17 protein-coding genes are annotated in these 16,444 nt (G+C 74.0%); all 17 read left to right on the top strand.

The window, feature by feature from the left end:
- Positions 1–223 precede the first annotated feature (223 nt).
- Complete coding sequence (locus STSP_RS19760; RefSeq protein WP_067279676.1) at positions 224–1,513, top strand: MFS transporter; 1,290 nt, start codon at positions 224–226, stop codon at positions 1,511–1,513.
- Positions 1,514–1,894: 381 nt separating this feature from the next.
- Positions 1,895–2,122: a hypothetical protein gene (locus tag STSP_RS19765; protein WP_067279677.1), complete on the top strand. Its 228-nt coding sequence runs from the start codon at positions 1,895–1,897 to the stop codon at positions 2,120–2,122.
- Positions 2,119–2,865 carry an SDR family oxidoreductase gene (locus tag STSP_RS19770; protein WP_067279678.1) on the top strand — a complete coding sequence of 249 codons (747 nt, stop codon included), beginning with the start codon at positions 2,119–2,121 and terminating at the stop codon, positions 2,863–2,865. Before STSP_RS19765 ends, STSP_RS19770 begins: the two co-directional genes overlap by 4 nt.
- Positions 2,866–2,962: 97 nt before the next feature.
- The gene (locus STSP_RS19775) at positions 2,963–3,661 is read left to right on the top strand and encodes a nucleotidyltransferase family protein (protein WP_067279680.1); all 699 of its coding nucleotides are present in this window, start codon (positions 2,963–2,965) and stop codon (positions 3,659–3,661) included.
- Positions 3,645–3,935: a hypothetical protein gene (locus STSP_RS19780; protein WP_067279681.1), complete on the top strand. Its 291-nt coding sequence runs from the start codon at positions 3,645–3,647 to the stop codon at positions 3,933–3,935. The genes STSP_RS19775 and STSP_RS19780 overlap by 17 nt, the downstream gene beginning before the upstream one ends.
- The gene (locus tag STSP_RS19785) at positions 3,932–4,684 is read left to right on the top strand and encodes a metallophosphoesterase family protein (RefSeq protein WP_067279682.1); all 753 of its coding nucleotides are present in this window, start codon (positions 3,932–3,934) and stop codon (positions 4,682–4,684) included. Before STSP_RS19780 ends, STSP_RS19785 begins: the two co-directional genes overlap by 4 nt.
- A 124-nt stretch (positions 4,685–4,808) precedes the next feature.
- Entirely contained in the window at positions 4,809–5,009 is a 201-nt protein-coding gene (locus STSP_RS19790) for a DUF2795 domain-containing protein (protein WP_067279684.1), read from the top strand.
- A 25-nt stretch (positions 5,010–5,034) separates the two neighbouring features.
- The gene (locus STSP_RS19795) at positions 5,035–5,997 is read left to right on the top strand and encodes an NAD-dependent epimerase/dehydratase family protein (protein WP_067279686.1); all 963 of its coding nucleotides are present in this window, start codon (positions 5,035–5,037) and stop codon (positions 5,995–5,997) included.
- A 73-nt stretch (positions 5,998–6,070) separates the two neighbouring features.
- The gene (locus STSP_RS19800) at positions 6,071–7,756 is read left to right on the top strand and encodes a carbamoyltransferase family protein (protein WP_067279687.1); all 1,686 of its coding nucleotides are present in this window, start codon (positions 6,071–6,073) and stop codon (positions 7,754–7,756) included.
- The gene (locus STSP_RS19805; RefSeq protein ID WP_107441348.1) at positions 7,753–8,838 is read left to right on the top strand and encodes a glycosyltransferase family 2 protein; all 1,086 of its coding nucleotides are present in this window, start codon (positions 7,753–7,755) and stop codon (positions 8,836–8,838) included. Before STSP_RS19800 ends, STSP_RS19805 begins: the two co-directional genes overlap by 4 nt.
- Positions 8,839–8,937: 99 nt before the next feature.
- A complete protein-coding gene (locus tag STSP_RS19810) occupies positions 8,938–9,588 on the top strand; it encodes a D-glycero-alpha-D-manno-heptose-1,7-bisphosphate 7-phosphatase (RefSeq protein WP_078067329.1) in 651 nt (216 codons plus the stop codon).
- Entirely contained in the window at positions 9,585–10,646 is a 1,062-nt protein-coding gene (locus STSP_RS19815) for a glycosyltransferase family 9 protein (protein ID WP_232789718.1), read from the top strand. Before STSP_RS19810 ends, STSP_RS19815 begins: the two co-directional genes overlap by 4 nt.
- Positions 10,647–10,650: 4 nt before the next feature.
- Complete coding sequence (locus STSP_RS19820) at positions 10,651–11,616, top strand: glycosyltransferase (RefSeq protein WP_067279689.1); 966 nt, start codon at positions 10,651–10,653, stop codon at positions 11,614–11,616.
- The gene (locus STSP_RS19825; protein ID WP_078067330.1) at positions 11,616–12,953 is read left to right on the top strand and encodes a glycosyltransferase; all 1,338 of its coding nucleotides are present in this window, start codon (positions 11,616–11,618) and stop codon (positions 12,951–12,953) included. The genes STSP_RS19820 and STSP_RS19825 overlap by 1 nt, the downstream gene beginning before the upstream one ends.
- Positions 12,954–13,056: 103 nt before the next feature.
- A complete protein-coding gene (locus STSP_RS19830) occupies positions 13,057–13,722 on the top strand; it encodes a D-sedoheptulose-7-phosphate isomerase (protein WP_067279691.1) in 666 nt (221 codons plus the stop codon).
- A 65-nt stretch (positions 13,723–13,787) separates the two neighbouring features.
- On the top strand, positions 13,788–15,206 hold the full coding sequence (rfaE2, locus tag STSP_RS19835; protein ID WP_067279696.1) for a D-glycero-beta-D-manno-heptose 1-phosphate adenylyltransferase: 1,419 nt from the start codon (positions 13,788–13,790) through the stop codon (positions 15,204–15,206).
- Positions 15,203–16,342 carry a glycosyltransferase family 9 protein gene (locus STSP_RS19840; RefSeq protein WP_078067331.1) on the top strand — a complete coding sequence of 380 codons (1,140 nt, stop codon included), beginning with the start codon at positions 15,203–15,205 and terminating at the stop codon, positions 16,340–16,342. Before rfaE2 ends, STSP_RS19840 begins: the two co-directional genes overlap by 4 nt.
- Positions 16,343–16,444 lie beyond the last annotated feature (102 nt).

Raw genomic sequence — 16,444 nt, forward strand, 5'->3', positions numbered from 1 at the left:
TGAGCCCCGCTCTGCACCCGAGTCCGGCTCTGTGCCTGAGCCCCGCTCTGTGCCCGAGTCCGGCTCGGTGCCCGAGCCCCGCTCTGCGCCCGGCCGGCGCGAGTCACGATCCGTCTCCGGCGAGCCGGAGTCCCGGTCGTTCTTCGGTCGGAGTAAGCGGCGCCGGTCCGGCCCCGACAGGGGCGAGGACCGTGCCCCGTGGCGCAGCCTGCGCCACCGCAGCATGCGGTGGTGGTCCTTCGCCAACCTCGTCTCCAACACGGGGACGTGGATGCAGCTGACCGTGCAGAACCTGCTCGTGCTGCAGATCACCGGCTCCGCCGCCGCCACCGGCCTGTCGCTGTCGGTGCAGGCCGCGCCCGGTCTGCTGCTCGGACTGGCCGGCGGCGCGGCGGTCGACGCCTGGCCGCGCAAGCTCACGGCCGCGGCCAGCCAGGCGGTGCTGGGCGCCGTCGCCTTCACCACGGCGGCCCTGGTGGCGTTCGACCTGCTCACCATGCCCCTGCTCATGGTGCTGGCCGCCGTGACCGGCCTGATCGCCACGGTCGACGGACCCGCCACGGCCCTGCTGGGCAACGACCTCGTACCCACCAAGGACGTGCCGTCCGCCATCGCCCTCGGCTCCGTCGTGCACAGCGCCGGGCGGCTCATCGGCGTCGCGCTCGCCGGTGTGGCGGTGGCAGGCTTCGGTACGGCGGTCGCCTACGCGGCCAACGGGCTGTCCTTCCTCTTCGTCGCGGCCGTCATCCCCTTTCTGCGCCCGGCGGATCCCGCCACACGCACCCGCACGGCTCCCGCGCCGCGCGCGGCGCGGCGGCCGGCACGACGGGGCAAGCGCCCCTCGTCCGGTGCCGGTACCGGCTCCCGCGATGGCCTGGTGTTCTTTCTGCGCAGACCGCGGCTGGTCGCCCTCGCCGGCATCACGGCGGTGAGCGCCGTCTTCGGCCGGAACTACAGCCTCACCCTCGCGGTCCTGGTCACCGGGCCGCTGGCCGGAGGCACCGAGGAGTTCGGGACCGTTTCGACGGTGCTGGCCGTCGGCGGTATCGCCGGTGCCGTGATCGCGGGGCGTATGCAGCGGCCCTCCGTCCGCCTGGTGGCCGGGCTGGCCGCCACCGGTGCGCTGCTCCAGGTCGCGGCCGGGCTCTCGCCCAGCCTCTTCCTGTTGATCCTGCTGGTGGCGCCCATGGCTGTGGTCGAGTCGGTCTCCGACACGGCCGGTACGACGCTGCTGCAGACCGATCCGCCGCCGCACATGCGCGGCCGCGTGCTCGGTGTCTGGCGCAGCGCCAGCACCGGGTGGGGGCTGGCAGGGCCGCCGCTGCTCGGGTTGCTCATGGAGTGGGCCGGGCCTCGGGGGGCCCTCGTTGCGGGTGGCCTGGTCATCGTGGGGGCGATCGGTGCGGGCGGGGTGCTTCAGACGCGTCTTCACACGGGTCGCAGGGGCGCCGCAGGCCTCGATGGCCCGGCGGCTGCGTCCGCTCCGGTGCGCGAGCTTTCGACTGCGGCCTGAGCGCGGCGGTCAGCGCTCTGGCCGAGACCTTGCCGGGCTGCGTGGGTCCCGCCCCCTCAGCGCAGGGGGCCCACGCCCCCCGGCGGGGATCCTGGGTTTCGCCCCCTCCGCCCCTTCCCTTCCCGTCCCGGGGGCTCTGCCCCCGGGCCCCCTTTCGGCCTTGACGGCCTCGTCCTCAAACGCCGGACGGGCTTGGTGGTGCCGCTCATGCTCGTCCTCAAACGCCGGACGGGCTTGTTGCCACGCCGGACGGGCTTGTGACAACCCCGTCCCGTTTCAAGCCCCTCCCGCGGGCAACTCGACGGCTGGTCGTACCGGCCGGTCGTAGGCGCTGCGTCGTGCTGCGTTCCGGTCGTACGCGTCGTACGTGAGGAGCACGCCATGAGCCGTAAGTCCTCGAAGGACCCGAAGGAGCCCCGTGCGGGCGCTCGAGCGCGACAGCGGGCGCGGAGCCAGGAGGAGCCCGGCGCCCACTCGGGGGCGGAGAGCACGGCGCAGGACCGTGCGATCCCCGGGACCGCCAGTTCCCGCGAGGGTTACCAGACGGAGGGCGGTACCGCGCACGATGAAGCCCTGAAGGGCGTCGAGAAGCAGGACGAGGAACGGTGAGCGGGGCGGACCGGCCGGGTCTCGGCGGCCGTCACGCGCTGGTCACCGGCGGTGCCCGCGGTCTCGGTGCGTCGATCACGCGGCGCCTGGCGGCAGCCGCCGCGTCGGTGACGGTGGCGGACGTCCGCCGGGACGAGGCGGAGAAACTCTGCGCCGCCCTCACCGAGAAGGGGTACGACGCCGGGTTCGCGGAGCTGGACGTGCGCGACGCCGCCGCTGCCGCGGAGCTGTTCCGGGAGCTGGACGGCCGGGCGCAGCCGGTGGACGTCCTGGTGAACAACGCCGCCGTCGACGTCTCCAAACCGGTCGAGCATCTGACGGCCGACGAGGTCACCCGCGTGGTCGCCACCAACCTGCTGGGGCCGATGTACCTGTGCCTGGAGGCGTACCGGCGGATGGTCGCCCGGGGCCACGGGCATATCGTGAACGTCCTCTCCACGGCGTCGAACCGCACGTGGACCGAGGCCGGGCCGTACGCGGCGAGCAAGTCGGGGCTGCGGGCCTTCACACACACGCTGTTCAAGGAAGCCCAGCGGGACTGCCTGGGCATCGGTGTCACCGGGATCATCGCGGGCGGCATGGAGACCCCGTTCGTGCTCGAGCGCTTCCCCGACGCGGACACCTCGAAGCTGCAGAGCCCGGACATCGTCGCCGACACCGTCCTGTACGCCCTGTCCGTACCGGCGGGCAGCGTGGTGCCGGAGCTCGTGGTGGTGCCGCGGAGCGAGCCGTCCTGGCCCTGAGGCCGGGACAGGGAGGCCAGGGCAGGGACGGGGGACGAGGCGACGCCGGCATGGAGCGGGAGCAGGGGAGTCACGAGCGATGCACGGGAGTGACGCCATGAAGGTACGGGGCGCAGGTCGGGCGGGTGGCGACGACGCCGGCCCGGACGCCGACGAGCTGCCCCCGGACCGCACGCAGGCCATCCTGGAGGCGGCCAAGGAGGTCGCCGCCCTCCTGAAGGCGGGCGAGCACCCCTTCGCGCTGGCCGGCGGCGTGGCGGCGTATGCCCACGGCGGCCCGGCGACGCTCCAGCACGACGTCGACTTCTGTGTGCTGCCCGAGGACGCCGAGGCCGTCGCCGCCACGCTGCGCAAGGCCGGCCTGGAGGTCTTCCAGCCGCCGGAGGACTGGCTGCTCAAGGCCCGGTGCCGGGGACAGCACATCGACCTGATCTTCCAGATGGCACGCGCTCCGGTGAGCCGTGAACTGCTGAACGGGGCCGAGGAGCTGATGGTGGAGTCGGTCCGCATGCCCGTCCTGACCGCGACCGACCTGCTGCTCGGGCGGCTCAAGGCGTTCAGCGAGCACCACTGCGACTTCAGTGCGGTTCTGCCGATCGCCCGCACCCTTCGGGAGAAGATCGACTGGTCGCGGATACGGCGCGAGTGCGGCGACGAACCCATGCCCGACGCCTTCCTGTACCTGCTGGAACGTCTGCACGTGATCGAGCCCGAGAAGGTGATCGATCCGGAGACCGTGATCGAGCCGGAGACCGTGATCGAGCCGGAGGAGGACAGCCATGGCGACCGGACCTGACGCGGCTGCCGGCAAGCCCGGCGCGACGGCGCGGAACACCGAGTACCGCATCGCCCGCCTTCAGGAGCGGCTCGTCGGCGAGGAGCTGGCCGAGCTCGGCATGCGCATCGAGGCCCGGGGCGACACGATCCACATCACCGGTACCGCGCCCACCGCGGAGGAACGCGAGGCGATCCTCCGCCTCGCCGCCGAGGAGCTGCCGGACATGCCGGTACGAGCCGACATCGCGCTGGCCGACGCCACCGCTCCAGACCACTCCGAGGAGATCTCATGATCCGGGTCGCGGCGGTCGGGGACATCCACATGGGGCGGGACAGCCGCGGACTGTTCCGCCCGGCCTTCGACACCCTGCACGACTGCGCGGACCTGCTGCTGCTGGCCGGAGACCTCACCCACCACGGCAAGCCCGACGAGGCGCAGATCGTCGCCGACGAGGTGGCCGGGCTGCCGGTGCCGGTGGTCGCCGTGCTCGGCAACCACGATCACCACGACGAGCGGCCGGAGGAGGTGACGGACATCCTGCGCAGCGCGGGCGTGACCGTGCTGGAAGGCGAGGGCGCCGTCTTCCAGGTGGGCGACGCGCTGGTTGGCGTGGCCGGGACCAAGGGTTTCGGCGGAGGGTTCGCGGGGCGCTGCGGCAGCGAGTTCGGCGAGCCCGAGATGAAGTCCTTCGTACGCCGCACCCGCAGCTGCGCGGACGGTCTGCGCACCGCCCTCGAGCAGCTGGAGCAGGCAGGCTGCGCCTTCCGTATCGCGCTCACGCACTTCTCGCCGGTGCCGGACACGCTGGCCGGGGAGCCGCTGGAGATCTATCCCTTCCTCGGCAGTTATCTGCTGGCCGAGGCGATGGACGAGGCGGGGGCCGACCTGGCCGTCCACGGCCACGCCCACCAGGGCACGGAGCACGGCATCACCAGCGGCGGCATACGGGTCCGCAACGTCGCCCAGCCGGTCATCCGGCGGGCCTTCGCCGTCTACCACCTCCACGAACACCCTCAGGAAAAAGGGGCGAAAGTGGCCTAAGGGGTAGAAGTGTCAGAAGCGTGATTTCATGACAGAGGTGGGGGTACTCGGCGGAGCGCAACAGTGCGTAGCGGAACCTCACGGGTCCGCCCGGCGCACAGAGTCCGCACTCTCGGAGGACCTCATGGCCGAGATCAACCCCACCGATCTGCAGAAGGCCCTGAAAGGCGCCACCTATCCCACTGACCGGGAGCACCTGACCGAGCTCGCGAAGAAGAACAAGGCCGACCAGAAGGTCGTCGAGACGATCTCCCATCTGCGCGAGAAGGAGTTCGACGGCCCGGACAAGGTCCAGCAGGCCGTCTTCAAGGGCAAGGGCACCTGAGTCACCGTCGCCGGAGGGAGATTCCATGGCTGCCGCACCCTCCCCTCGCTGGGAACACGCCGTGGTCACCGGCGGAGCCGGCTTCGTCGGCTCGCACCTGTGTACCGCGCTGATCGCCGAGGGAACCGCTGTGACCTGCGTCGACGACTTCTGCACGGGTACGCCCGAGAACGTGGCCCAGCTCGCGGGCCGGCCGGAGTTCAGCCTGCTGCGGGCCGACGTCACCGAGCCGTTCGACATCGCACGGCCCACCGACCTCGTCCTGCACTTCGCGTCCCCGGCCTCGCCCGCCGACTATCTGCGCCTGCCGCTGCACACGCTCGAGACCGGCAGTCTGGGCACCCGCAACGCGCTGATGCTCGCCCGCCGTCACGGAGCACGCTTCGTGCTCGCCTCCACCTCGGAGGCGTACGGCGATCCGCAGCAGCATCCGCAGAGTGAGAGTTACTGGGGCAACGTCAACCCGGTCGGACCGCGCAGTGTGTACGACGAGGCCAAGCGGTTCGGCGAGGCGCTCACCACAGCCGAGGCGGGGGTGCACGGCACCGCAACAGGCATCGTGCGGCTGTTCAACACCTACGGCCCGCGCATGCGCGGGTACGACGGCCGCGCGGTGCCCACCTTCGTCCGCCAGGCGCTGGCCGGCGAACCGCTCACCGTCACCGGCGACGGGGGGCAGACCCGCTCCCTCGCCTATGTCGACGACACCGTGCGCGGCATCCTCGCCATGGCCGCATCCGATCTGCCCGGGCCCGTCAACATCGGCAATCCCGACGAGATCACGATGCTCGACCTGGCGTACAAGATCATTGAACTGGCGGGATCGGACTCCACCGTCCGCTTCATCGAGCGACCCGCCGATGATCCCGCCGTGCGCTGCCCGGACATCACGCTTGCCCGCGACAAGCTCCAGTGGGAGCCGCAGATCTCCGCCGACGAGGGCCTCGCCCGGACGATCGGCTGGTACCGCGGGCAGAAGGCCGGCTGATCCGCCGAGCCGCCCGCCCCCTCACGCCGTCAGTGACCGACCGCGGCCACCGGGCCGCCGAAAGGGCACCCCTATGCGCGTTCTCGGCATCAACGCTCTCTTCCACGACCCGGCCGCCGCTCTCGTCATCGACGGGCACACCGTTGCAGCGGCGGAGGAGGAACGGTTCACGCGGCGCAAGCACGGCAAGCGGCCGGTGCCGTTCTCCGCCTGGGAACTCCCGGAGAAATCGGCTTCATGGTGTCTGCGCCAGGCCGGTCTCAGGCCCGAGGACCTGGACGCCGTCGCGTACTCCTTCTCCCCGGCCCTGGCCCGCCCGGCTGGCGAGATGGGGCTCGACGACCCCTGGGACCACCTGCGGCTCATGTACGCCGAACAGGCTCCCCGCTTCCTGCGCACCGCGCTTCCCGGGCTCGACCCCCGCAAGGTGAGGTTCGTCCCCCACCACATGGCGCACGCCGCGTCGAGCGCACTGGCCGCCCCGGACGCCGAACCCTCCTCCGTACTGGTCCTCGACGGCCGCGGCGAAGCCACATCGCACCTGGCCGCCCGGCGTGTCGGCGACCACCTGGAACCCCTCCACGGCCAGCGGCTGCCGCACTCCCTCGGCCTCGTCTACGAGGAACTCACCGAGCACCTGGGCTTCCTGCGCTCCTCCGACGAGTACAAGGTGATGGCCCTGGCCTCCTACGGCACCCCGCGGATGCTGCCGGAGCTCCGGAAGTACGTGTACGCCACCGGCGACGGCGGCTTCCATGCCACCGGGGTGCCGTGGACGGAGTTCTGCGGTCCGGTACGGCCCGGCGAGGCGTGGTCGCAGGACCACGCCGACCTCGCGGCCAGCGCCCAGGTGTGCCTGGAGGAGACGCTGCTGGATCTTGTCCGCTGGCTGCACGGGCAGACCGGCGACCGGGTCCTCACCATGGCCGGGGGAGTGGCGCTCAACTGCGTCGCCAACTCCCGTATCGCGCGGGAAGGTCCGTTCGACCGGGTGTGGGTGCAGCCCGCCGCCGGTGACGCCGGGACCGCGCTCGGAGGCGCCCTGTACCTGGCGGCGGAAGGCGGCGAGCACACCGAGCCGATGGCGGGCGCCGATCTCGGGCGCGGCTGGTCGGACGCCGAGTTGGAGGCCTGGCTGAAGACCGCCGCCGTGCCCTACGAGCGCCCCGCCGACGTCGCCGAGACGGTAGCCGAGGCGCTCGCCGACGACGCCATCGTCGCCTGGTTCCAGGGCCGCGCCGAATACGGTCCGCGGGCCCTCGGACACCGTTCCCTGCTGGCCCACCCCGGGCGCTCGGGCAACCTCGAGCGGCTCAACGACGTCAAGGGGCGGGAGCAGTTCCGGCCCGTCGCGCCCATGGTGCTGGCCGACCGCGCGGCCGAGATCTTCGACGGCCCGCTGCCCAGCCCGTACATGCTCTTCGTGCACGACGTGGCTTCCGAATGGCGCGAGCGCATCCCGGCCGTCGTGCACGTGGACGGCACGGCCCGCATCCAGACCGTCGACCCGGCCACCGAACCGCTGGTGGCCCGGATGCTCGGCTGCTTCGAACGGCTGACGGGCCTGCCCGTCGTCGTCAACACCAGCCTCAACACGGCCGGCCGCCCGATGGTCGACGATCCCCGCGACGCCCTCGAGTGCTTCGGATCCGCCCCCGTGGACCTCCTGGCCATCGGCCCGTTCGTGGTCCGCCGCGGGGTGTTCTTCGCGGGCGGGCGCTCGGAGGGGGCGGCCGCGGACGACGGGGGAGGCCGGTGAGCGGGCACCAAGGGCACCGGCCCCGCGGGGACGGCCCGGATCCCGCGTACGCGATCGTCATCCCCACGCTGGGCCGCCCCAGCCTGTCCGTGTGCCTGCGTGCACTGGCCACCGGCCAAGGGCCGCGCCCGCGCCGGATCGTGCTGGTCGACGACCGCCGGCCGCCCGGCGAGCCGTCCTCGCCGGCGGACGCGATACCCGACGCGCTCCGGCCGCTCGTCGAAATCGTCCGGGGCCGCGCCGCCGGTCCCGCCGCAGCCCGGAACACCGGATGGACAGCAGCCCCCGAGCCCTGGATCGCCTTCCTCGACGACGATGTCGTGCCCAGTCCGACCTGGGCTGCGGACCTCGCCGCCGACCTCGCGGCGGCCGGTCCCCGTACGGCAGGCATACAGGGCCGCATCAGCGTCCCGCTCCCGCAGGACCGGCGCGCCACCGACTGGGAACGGAACACCGCCGGGCTGGCCACGGCCCGCTGGATCACGGCGGACATGGCCTACCGCCGCGCGGGCCTGGAGGCCGTCGGCGGGTTCGACGAGCGCTTTCCCCGCGCCTTCCGCGAGGACGCCGACCTGGCGCTGCGGATCGCCGATGCGGGCTGGGAGCTCACCGTGGGCCGGCGCCGTACGACCCATCCGGTCCGGCCCGCGGACCGCTGGGTGTCGGTGAGGACGCAGGCCGGCAACGCGGACGACGTGCTGATGAACCGCATCCACGGCCGTGACTGGTGGGAGCGGGCCGGCGCGCCGCGGGGCCGCCTGCCCCGGCACCTCGCCGTCACGGCGGCAGCCGCGGCCGGCCTGGTGTGCGCCGCGGCGGGCCGTCGGCGTACGGCGGCCGTGACAGCGGCGCTGTGGTTGGCCGGAACCGCGGAGTTCGCCGTGGCGCGCATCCTGCCCGGGCCGCGGACCCGCGACGAGATCGCCACGATGGCGGCCAGCAGCGTGCTCATCCCGCCGGTCGCGGCGGCCCACTGGGTCAAGGGCCTCTGGACTCACGGCTTCGTCCAGCGCCACGACGGCCGCCCTCGTCCCCGGCAGACCGCTGCACCGGACCGGACGGCGTTCGATGCGCGCGCGTAGTGCGACGCCCGCGCCCGCCAGGGGTTTCGGGTGTTTCTCCGCTGATTGTCATCGAACGCTACGTTTGGTGGCGCTTCATACGGATACCAGGAGGGTGTGATGGCCACATCAGCCCCACTGGCATCAGGGGCCACAGCCCAGAGCGGTCCGTGGCTGTTCGCCGCAGGCGCCCGCCACCGGCAGCTCGCACACACGCGTCCCCGGGCAGGGCCCCTGCCGTCCGCGGTGCTGTTCGACCGCGACGGCACGCTGATCGAGGACGTGCCCTACAACGGCGACCCCGCACGCGTACGGCCCATGCCCACGGCCCGTGCCGCCCTCGACGCCGTACGAGCCCACGGCCTGCCGGTCGGTGTCGTCAGCAACCAGTCGGGGGTCGGCCGGGGCCTGATCGCCCGCCCTCAGGTCGTGGCCGTGCAGCGACGCGTCGAGGAGCTGCTCGGCCCCGTCGGCATCTGGGCCGTGTGCCCGCACAGCCCCGACGATCGCTGCACGTGCCGCAAGCCCGCCCCCGGTCTCGTCCTCGCCGTCTGCGCACGGCTCGGCGTCGACCCGCGCCAGGCCGCAGTCATCGGCGACATCGGCAGCGACATGGAGGCCGCGCGCGCGGCGGGCGCGCGGGGCGTCCTGGTCCCCACGGAGATCACCCTGCGACAGGAGATCGCCCAGGCCCCGGAGACGGCCCCCGACCTGCTGACCGCCGTGCAGGGTCTGCTGAGCCGCCGGGTACGGGCGGGAGGTGCCCCTTGACCGGGCACCTGGCCGGGAACCGCGCGCGGCCCCGCACCCTCGTCGTCCGGCTCGACAGCGCCGGCGACGTCCTGCTCGCCTCTCCCGCCGTGCGGGCCGTCGCCGCGGGCTCCGCGCACACCGCGGTCCTGTGCGGCCCGCTCGGCGAACGCGCTGCGCGGCTGCTGCCCGGCGTGGACGAGGTGCTGGTGTACGACGCACCGTGGGTGGGACTCGACCCCGGCCCCGTCCGGCGTGACACCGTCGACGCGCTCGTCGATGCCGTGGCGGCCCGCCGCTTCGACCGCGCCCTGGTCCTCGCCTCCTACCACCAGAGCCCGCTCCCCGCCGCCCTGCTCCTGAAAACGGCCGGCATCCCCTGGGTCGGCGCGGACAGCGAGCACTACCCCGGATCGCTCCTCGACCTGCGGCACCACCGAGTCCCGCACCGGCACGAGGCACGCGCCGCTCTCGACCTCGCCGAGGCGGCCGGCTTCGCCCTCCCGCCCGGCGACGACGGAGCCCTGCACATCGTCGAGCCTCCCGACACCACGCCCCTCACCGGCACCGATCCGTACGTCGTCGTTCACCCCGGGGCCGCCGTGCCGGCCCGCGCCTGGAGCCCCGAGCGGGCCGCGCGCGCCGTCGCCGCGCTGGACGCGGCAGGCCACCGCGTCGTGGTCACCGGCGGCCCAGCGGAGAAGGAACTCACCGCCGACGTCGCCGCGGATTGCGCCCTCGACCTCGGCGGCCGTACCGGCTTCCCGGAGCTCGCGGGGGTGCTGGCCGGGGCGCGCGCCGTGGTGACGGGCAACACCGGCCCCTCGCACCTCGCCGCGGCCGTCGGCACCCCGGTCGTCTGCCTCTTCGCGCCCGTCGTACCGGCAGAACGCTGGGCGCCCTACCGCGTACCGCACGTCCTGCTCGGCCGGCAGGACGCGCCGTGCGCAGGCACCCGCGCCCGCATCTGCCCGGTACCGGGACACCCCTGCCTCGACTCGGTGACCGATGCGGACGTGCTCGATGCCGTCGCCTCGCTGGTGGCGGCGGAAGGCGGTCCTGCAGCCATCCGGAGGTGACCGCATGAACATCCTGATCTGGCATGTGCACGGCTCCTGGACCACGTCGTTCGTCCAGGGTCCGCACACCTATCTGCTGCCGGTCCTGCCGGACCGCGGCCCTGAAGGCCGCGGCCGGGCCCGTACGTTCTCCTGGCCCTCCTCCGCCGTCGAAATGGCGCCTGAACAACTGCGCGACACGCCTGTGGACCTGGTCATCCTGCAGCGGCCGCACGAGGCCGCCCTGGCCGAGCGCTGGCTCGGCGGCCGCCGCCCCGGACGCGACGTGCCCGCCGTCTACCTTGAGCACAACGCTCCAGACCGGAACGTCCCCGAAAGCCGCCATCCCTGCGCCGACCGCGACGACCTGGTCGTGGTGCACGTCACCCACTTCAACCGGCTCTTCTGGGACAACGGCCGCACCCGCACCGCCGTCATCGAACACGGCATCGTCGACCCCGGCCACCAGTACACAGGCAGGCTCGAACGTGCCGCCGTCGTCGTCAACGAGCCCGTACGCCGCGGCCGTTACACCGGAACCGACCTGCTGTCCGCGCTGAGCGAGGCGGCACCCCTCGATGTCTTCGGCATGCGGACCGAAGGGCTCGCCGGGCACCTCGGACTGCCCCCTGACCGCTGCCGCGCCCAGGACCTCCCTCAGTCGCAGCTGCACACGGCCATGGCGCAGCGCCGCCTCTACCTGCACCCGGTGCGCTGGACCTCGCTCGGGCTCTCCCTCCTCGAGGCCATGCACCTCGGGATGCCCGTCGTCGCCCTGGCCACGACCGAGGCGGTCGAGGCTGTGCCGCCCGGCGCGGGGGTGCTGTCGACGCGCCCGGACGTCCTCGCCCGGGCCGCCCGTACCTATCTCGACGACCCCGAAGCCGCGGCCGAGGACGGAGCACGGGCCCGCCGCGCGGCCCTCGACCGGTACGGACTCAAGCGCTTCCTGGGCGACTGGGAGCGGCTGATGGAGGAGGTGACCCGCTGATGACGCGCAACACGCCGCGCAACACCCCGCGCAAGGAGACGCGCAACACCCCGCGCACGGAGACGCGCAGCGACCTGGGCAGTGACCTGCGCAAGGACGCGCGCGACGACCGCGCCGGCGGTCTGGCCATCGCGCTCGTCTCGGAGCACGCCAGCCCACTCGCGGTCCTGGGCGGTGTGGACGCGGGCGGCCAGAACGTCCACGTCGCCCAGCTCGCCGGGGCGCTCGCCGACCGCGGCCACCGGGTCACGGTCTACACCCGCCGCGACGCGCCGGAGCTGCCACCATCCGTGCCGTTGCGGCCGGGAGTCGAGGTACGGCACGTACCCGCCGGACCCGCCCGATCGATACCCAAGGACGAACTCCTCCCGCACATGCCCGAGTTCGGCCGCCACCTGGCGGGGCAGTGGGGAAGCGAACCGCCCGACATGGTGCACTCGCACTTCTGGATGTCCGGCATCGCCACGCTCCAGGCCGCCGGCGAGCTGGGCCTGCCCTTCACGCACACGTATCACGCACTGGGCACGGTGAAGCGGCGCCACCAGAAGGAGGCCGACACCAGCCCTCCGGAGCGGATCGGATGGGAGACCACCGTCGGCGAGGGCTGCGACCGCATCATCGCGACCTGCCGCGACGAGGTCCGTGAACTGGCCGCCATGGGACTGTCCCCCGGCCGGACGGCCATCGTGCCGTGCGGTGTCGACCCCGAACGCTTTACACCGCAGGGACCGGTGGCACCGCGCACCCCCGGCCGCCACCGGCTCGTCCAGGTCGGCCGGCTGGTCCCGCGCAAGGGCACCGACGTCTCCATCGCCGCGCTCGCCCTGCTGACGGACGCCGAACTCGTCATCGCCGGCGGGCCTCTGGCCGACCACCTCGACGGCGATCCAGAAGTACGGCGCCTGCGCGCCCTGGCCCAGGACCTCGGCGTGGTCGACCGCGTCCGCTTCACCGGCGGGCTGCCCCGCGAGGACGTCCCCGCCCTGCTGCGCAGCGCCGACCTCGTGCTCTGCCCGGCGTACTACGAGCCCTTCGGCATCGTGCCGCTCGAGGCCATGGGCTGCGGAACCCCCGTGGTCGCCAGCGCGGTCGGCGGACAGCAGGACACCGTGGCCGACCCCGGCACGGGCCGGCTCGTACCGCCGCGCGACCCCGTCGCCCTCGCCCAGGCCGTCGGCGAACTGCTCGACGACCCCGTGCAGCGTGCCGCCTGCGGCGCGGCGGGACGCAGGCGCGTCCTGGCCCGCTACGGATGGGACCGGGTGGCCGCGGCCACCGAGGCCGTCTACCGGGACGTCCTGGCACGGCGCCCGGCGGGAATTCCCGGAGCGGCGTGACGCAGGACCGCAACCGGCCGCTGACCGACCTCACACTCGCGAAGGGGGTACGGGCCGGGACCGCCGCCGTCCGTGCGGACGCCGGCAGGCCGGACCGCCAGCCATGACCGAACCTCTCCACTCGCCGTCCCTCCACGCGGCGCACGAGCACTGCCAGTCGATCCAGGACGCCCTGGCCCGGTTCCGGGAGCACGGCCTCGACCAGGTCACCCGGTGGGGCCTGCACCTCGCCGCGGTCCTTCCGCTCGGCGGCCGGCTGCTGGCCGCCGGAAACGGCGGCAGCGCCGCCCAGGCCCAGCACCTCACCGCCGAACTCGTCGGCCGCTACCGCGCGGACCGTCCGCCGTACTCCGCGATCGCCCTGCACGCGGAGACCTCCAGCGTGACCGCCATCGGCAACGACTACGGCTTCGAGGAGCTGTTCGCCCGTCAGGTCGCCGCCCATGGCCGGCCAGGCGACGTACTGGTGCTGATGTCGACGTCGGGACGCAGTCCGAACCTCCTCGCCGCCGCGTCCGCAGGCCACGAGGCAGGCCTGCGCGTGTGGGCGATGACGGGCCCCCGCCCCAACCCGCTCGCCGCCCATGCGCACGACTGCCTGTGCATCGCCTCGTCCAGCACCGCCACCGTCCAGGAGGCCCACCTGGTGGCCCTCCACCTGCTGTGCGAGGCCTTCGACGAGGCGACGGGAGCCGCCCGTTCCGCTGTGCCGGCCGCGACCCAGCCGGTCCTGCAGCAGGTGGAACACGGGCACTGGGGAGCGGCGTGAGGACGCGCCCCGGCCCGCGCGGCCGCCCCTGACCGCAGTCGTCTCCCGACACCGAGGAGGTCCCCATGACCGCCCAGCGCCCGCCGCTCGTCGTCGTCGGTGACGCCCTGCTGGACCAGGACATCGACGGTGACGCCACCCGCCTGGCCCCCGACGCGCCCGCACCCGTCGTCGACGTCGTGAGCGAGCACAGCCGTCCCGGCGGGGCCGCCCTCGCCGCCGCCCTGGCCGCACGGGCGGCCGGACGCGAGGTCGTCCTCGTCACGGCGCTGGGCGACGACCCCGCGAGCGAGACCGTGCGCGCCATGCTGGAGCCACGCCTCCGCCTCGTCGAACTCCCCCTGGACGGTACGCTCGCAGTCAAGACCCGGGTACGGGCCGGGAACCGCCCGCTGGTGCGCATCGACCGCGGCGGCGGCACCCCGGGGCGGGCGGGCGACGCCGTGCGCGCCGCACTGGCCGAGGCCCGCGCCGTCCTCGTCGCCGACTACGGCCGGGGAACCGCCGCCGCCGTCCGGCACCAACTCGCCCATGCCGCCCGCCGCGTCCCGGTCGTGTGGGACCCGCACCCGCGCGGCGGCCCGCCCGTCCCCGGCGTGCGCCTGGCCACGCCGAACTCGACGGAAGCGCGCTCCCTCATCGGTGTGGAGGACGCGGACGAGTCGCTGCGCGCCCACGCGCGGAGGGGCTCCAGGCTGGCCGAGCGCTGGAGGGCCGCCGCCGTCGCCGTCACGCTGGGCGAGCGCGGAGCGATCCTGGCGCGTGCCGGAAGCGACAACCCGCTCTACGTTCCCGCGCCCCAGCCCGCGCAGGGTGACCCGTGCGGCGCCGGCGACTGCTTCGCCGCCGCGGCCGCGGCCTCCCTCGCCGACGGCGGCCTGCCCGAGGAAGCCGTCGTGCGGGCCGTGGCCGAAGCGGCGGACTTCGTCGCCGCGGGCGGGGCGGGGAACCGGGACCTGTGGGAGACGGCGGAGCGCACGCCGCCGCCTGAAGGCCACGAACGGCATCTCACCGACGCACACGCCCTCGCCCGGTCCGTCCGCGCCCGCGGCGGCACGGTCGTGGCCACCGGCGGCTGCTTCGACCTCCTCCACGCGGGACACGTCGGGCTGCTGCAGAACGCCCGGCGCACCGGCGACTGCCTGATCGTCTGCGTCAACTCCGACGCGTGCGTCCGCCGCCTCAAGGGCCCCGGCCGGCCAATCAACCCCGTGGCCGACCGCGTACGCGTCCTGGCCGGACTCGGCTGCGTGGACGCCGTCGCCGTCTTCGACGAGGACACGCCCGAGGCGCTGCTCCGCCAACTGCGCCCGCACCTCTGGGTCAAGGGCGGCGACTACAGCGCCGACGCACTGCCCGAGGCAGCCGCACTGCGGGAGTGGGGCGGCCAGGCCATCGTTCTGCCCTACCTGGACGGCCGCTCCACCACAGAACTGGCCCGCCGCGCGGCACTGGCCCCTCTCACACCGAGGCTCCGCCGATGACGGTGCCCTGCAGCAACACCACTCCGTACCCGCAGGTCGGCGACGGCTCGGAGTGTGTGCGGTGCGGCTGGACAGCGAGCGCACACCCCAAGGGGCCCGCCATTCCACCCCGCCTGCTCGTCCTTCGAGCCCTCGGGCTGGGCGATCTGCTCACCGCCGTGCCCGCGCTCCGCGCGCTGCGAAGGGCCCATCCCGGTCACGAACTCGTGCTGGCCGCACCCGCCCGCACGGCCGAGGCGGCAGCGGCGACCGGAGCCGTCGACCGCCTGCTCCCCACCACCGCGGCGGGCAGGGCCGTGCCCGCCCGGATCGAGTGGGCGGGGCCGCCGCCCGACATCGCGGTGGACCTCCACGGCAACGGGCCGCCCAGCCACCTGCTGCTCGCCACCCTGCAGCCGGGCAGGCTGCTTGCGTACGCGCACCCGGACACGCCGTGGATCACCGGCCCCGCATGGCGCGCCGACGAACACGAACGACCCCGCTGGTGCCGCCTGCTCACCTGGTACGGCATTCCGGCCGACCCCGACGACCTACGCATCCCCGCCCCCGAGGCGCCCTCGTCCGCCCCCGGCTGCGTCGTCGTCCACCCGGGTGCGGACTCCGCGGCACGCCGCTGGCCGGCCGAGCGCTTCGCGGCCGTCGCTCGGGGGTTGCGCGCAGCCGGCCACCGGATCGTCGTCACCGCGGGGGCGGGGGAGGGGCGGCTGGGGCACGAGGTCGCCCGGCAGGCGGGCCTGCCGTCCGACGACGTACTCGGCGGCGAGGACGACGTGCCGTTCAGCCGGCTGGCCGCCCTCGTGGCCCATGCCCGCGCGGTCGTCGTCGGCGACACCGGACTCGGGCACCTGGCCACCGCTCTCGGCACACCGTCCGTCGTCCTCTTCGGGCCGGTCTCACCGCGGCTGTGGGGGCCGCCGCCCTCGCCGATGCACCGCGTCCTGTGGCATCCCGATGAGGGTGACGACGACGTACGTCCGGGGGACCCCCACGGGGACCGCCCGGATGAACGGCTGCTGCGCATCACGGTGCACGAAGTGCTCGACGCCCTCGAGCGGCTCCCACAGCGGCAGCCGTCCGGTCCACCGGACGACCGGCCCTCCGCGCCCCGCGTCCGCATGGCCGAAGGGCGGCTCTGACGGATGCCGCCCCGCCACCTGTCCGCCACTGGAGGGACACGGCCGCCGCACCCCACGCGCGGCAGCCGGGACCTGCGGCCGAGCGGCGTTACCGTCCGTCGG

Source organism: Streptomyces jeddahensis (assembly GCF_001642995.1).
GTDB classification, from domain to species: domain Bacteria; phylum Actinomycetota; class Actinomycetes; order Streptomycetales; family Streptomycetaceae; genus Streptomyces; species Streptomyces jeddahensis.

Coding starts and splice junctions, on each gene's coding strand:
- STSP_RS19760 (WP_067279676.1), top strand. CDS start 224: ATGCGGTGGTGGTCCTTCGCCAACCTCGTCTCCAACACGGGGACGTGG.
- STSP_RS19765 (WP_067279677.1), top strand. CDS start 1,895: ATGAGCCGTAAGTCCTCGAAGGACCCGAAGGAGCCCCGTGCGGGCGCT.
- STSP_RS19775 (WP_067279680.1), top strand. CDS start 2,963: ATGAAGGTACGGGGCGCAGGTCGGGCGGGTGGCGACGACGCCGGCCCG.
- STSP_RS19780 (WP_067279681.1), top strand. CDS start 3,645: ATGGCGACCGGACCTGACGCGGCTGCCGGCAAGCCCGGCGCGACGGCG.
- STSP_RS19785 (WP_067279682.1), top strand. CDS start 3,932: ATGATCCGGGTCGCGGCGGTCGGGGACATCCACATGGGGCGGGACAGC.
- STSP_RS19790 (WP_067279684.1), top strand. CDS start 4,809: ATGGCCGAGATCAACCCCACCGATCTGCAGAAGGCCCTGAAAGGCGCC.
- STSP_RS19795 (WP_067279686.1), top strand. CDS start 5,035: ATGGCTGCCGCACCCTCCCCTCGCTGGGAACACGCCGTGGTCACCGGC.
- STSP_RS19800 (WP_067279687.1), top strand. CDS start 6,071: ATGCGCGTTCTCGGCATCAACGCTCTCTTCCACGACCCGGCCGCCGCT.
- STSP_RS19810 (WP_078067329.1), top strand. CDS start 8,938: ATGGCCACATCAGCCCCACTGGCATCAGGGGCCACAGCCCAGAGCGGT.
- STSP_RS19820 (WP_067279689.1), top strand. CDS start 10,651: ATGAACATCCTGATCTGGCATGTGCACGGCTCCTGGACCACGTCGTTC.
- STSP_RS19825 (WP_078067330.1), top strand. CDS start 11,616: ATGACGCGCAACACGCCGCGCAACACCCCGCGCAAGGAGACGCGCAAC.
- STSP_RS19830 (WP_067279691.1), top strand. CDS start 13,057: ATGACCGAACCTCTCCACTCGCCGTCCCTCCACGCGGCGCACGAGCAC.
- rfaE2 (WP_067279696.1), top strand. CDS start 13,788: ATGACCGCCCAGCGCCCGCCGCTCGTCGTCGTCGGTGACGCCCTGCTG.
- STSP_RS19840 (WP_078067331.1), top strand. CDS start 15,203: ATGACGGTGCCCTGCAGCAACACCACTCCGTACCCGCAGGTCGGCGAC.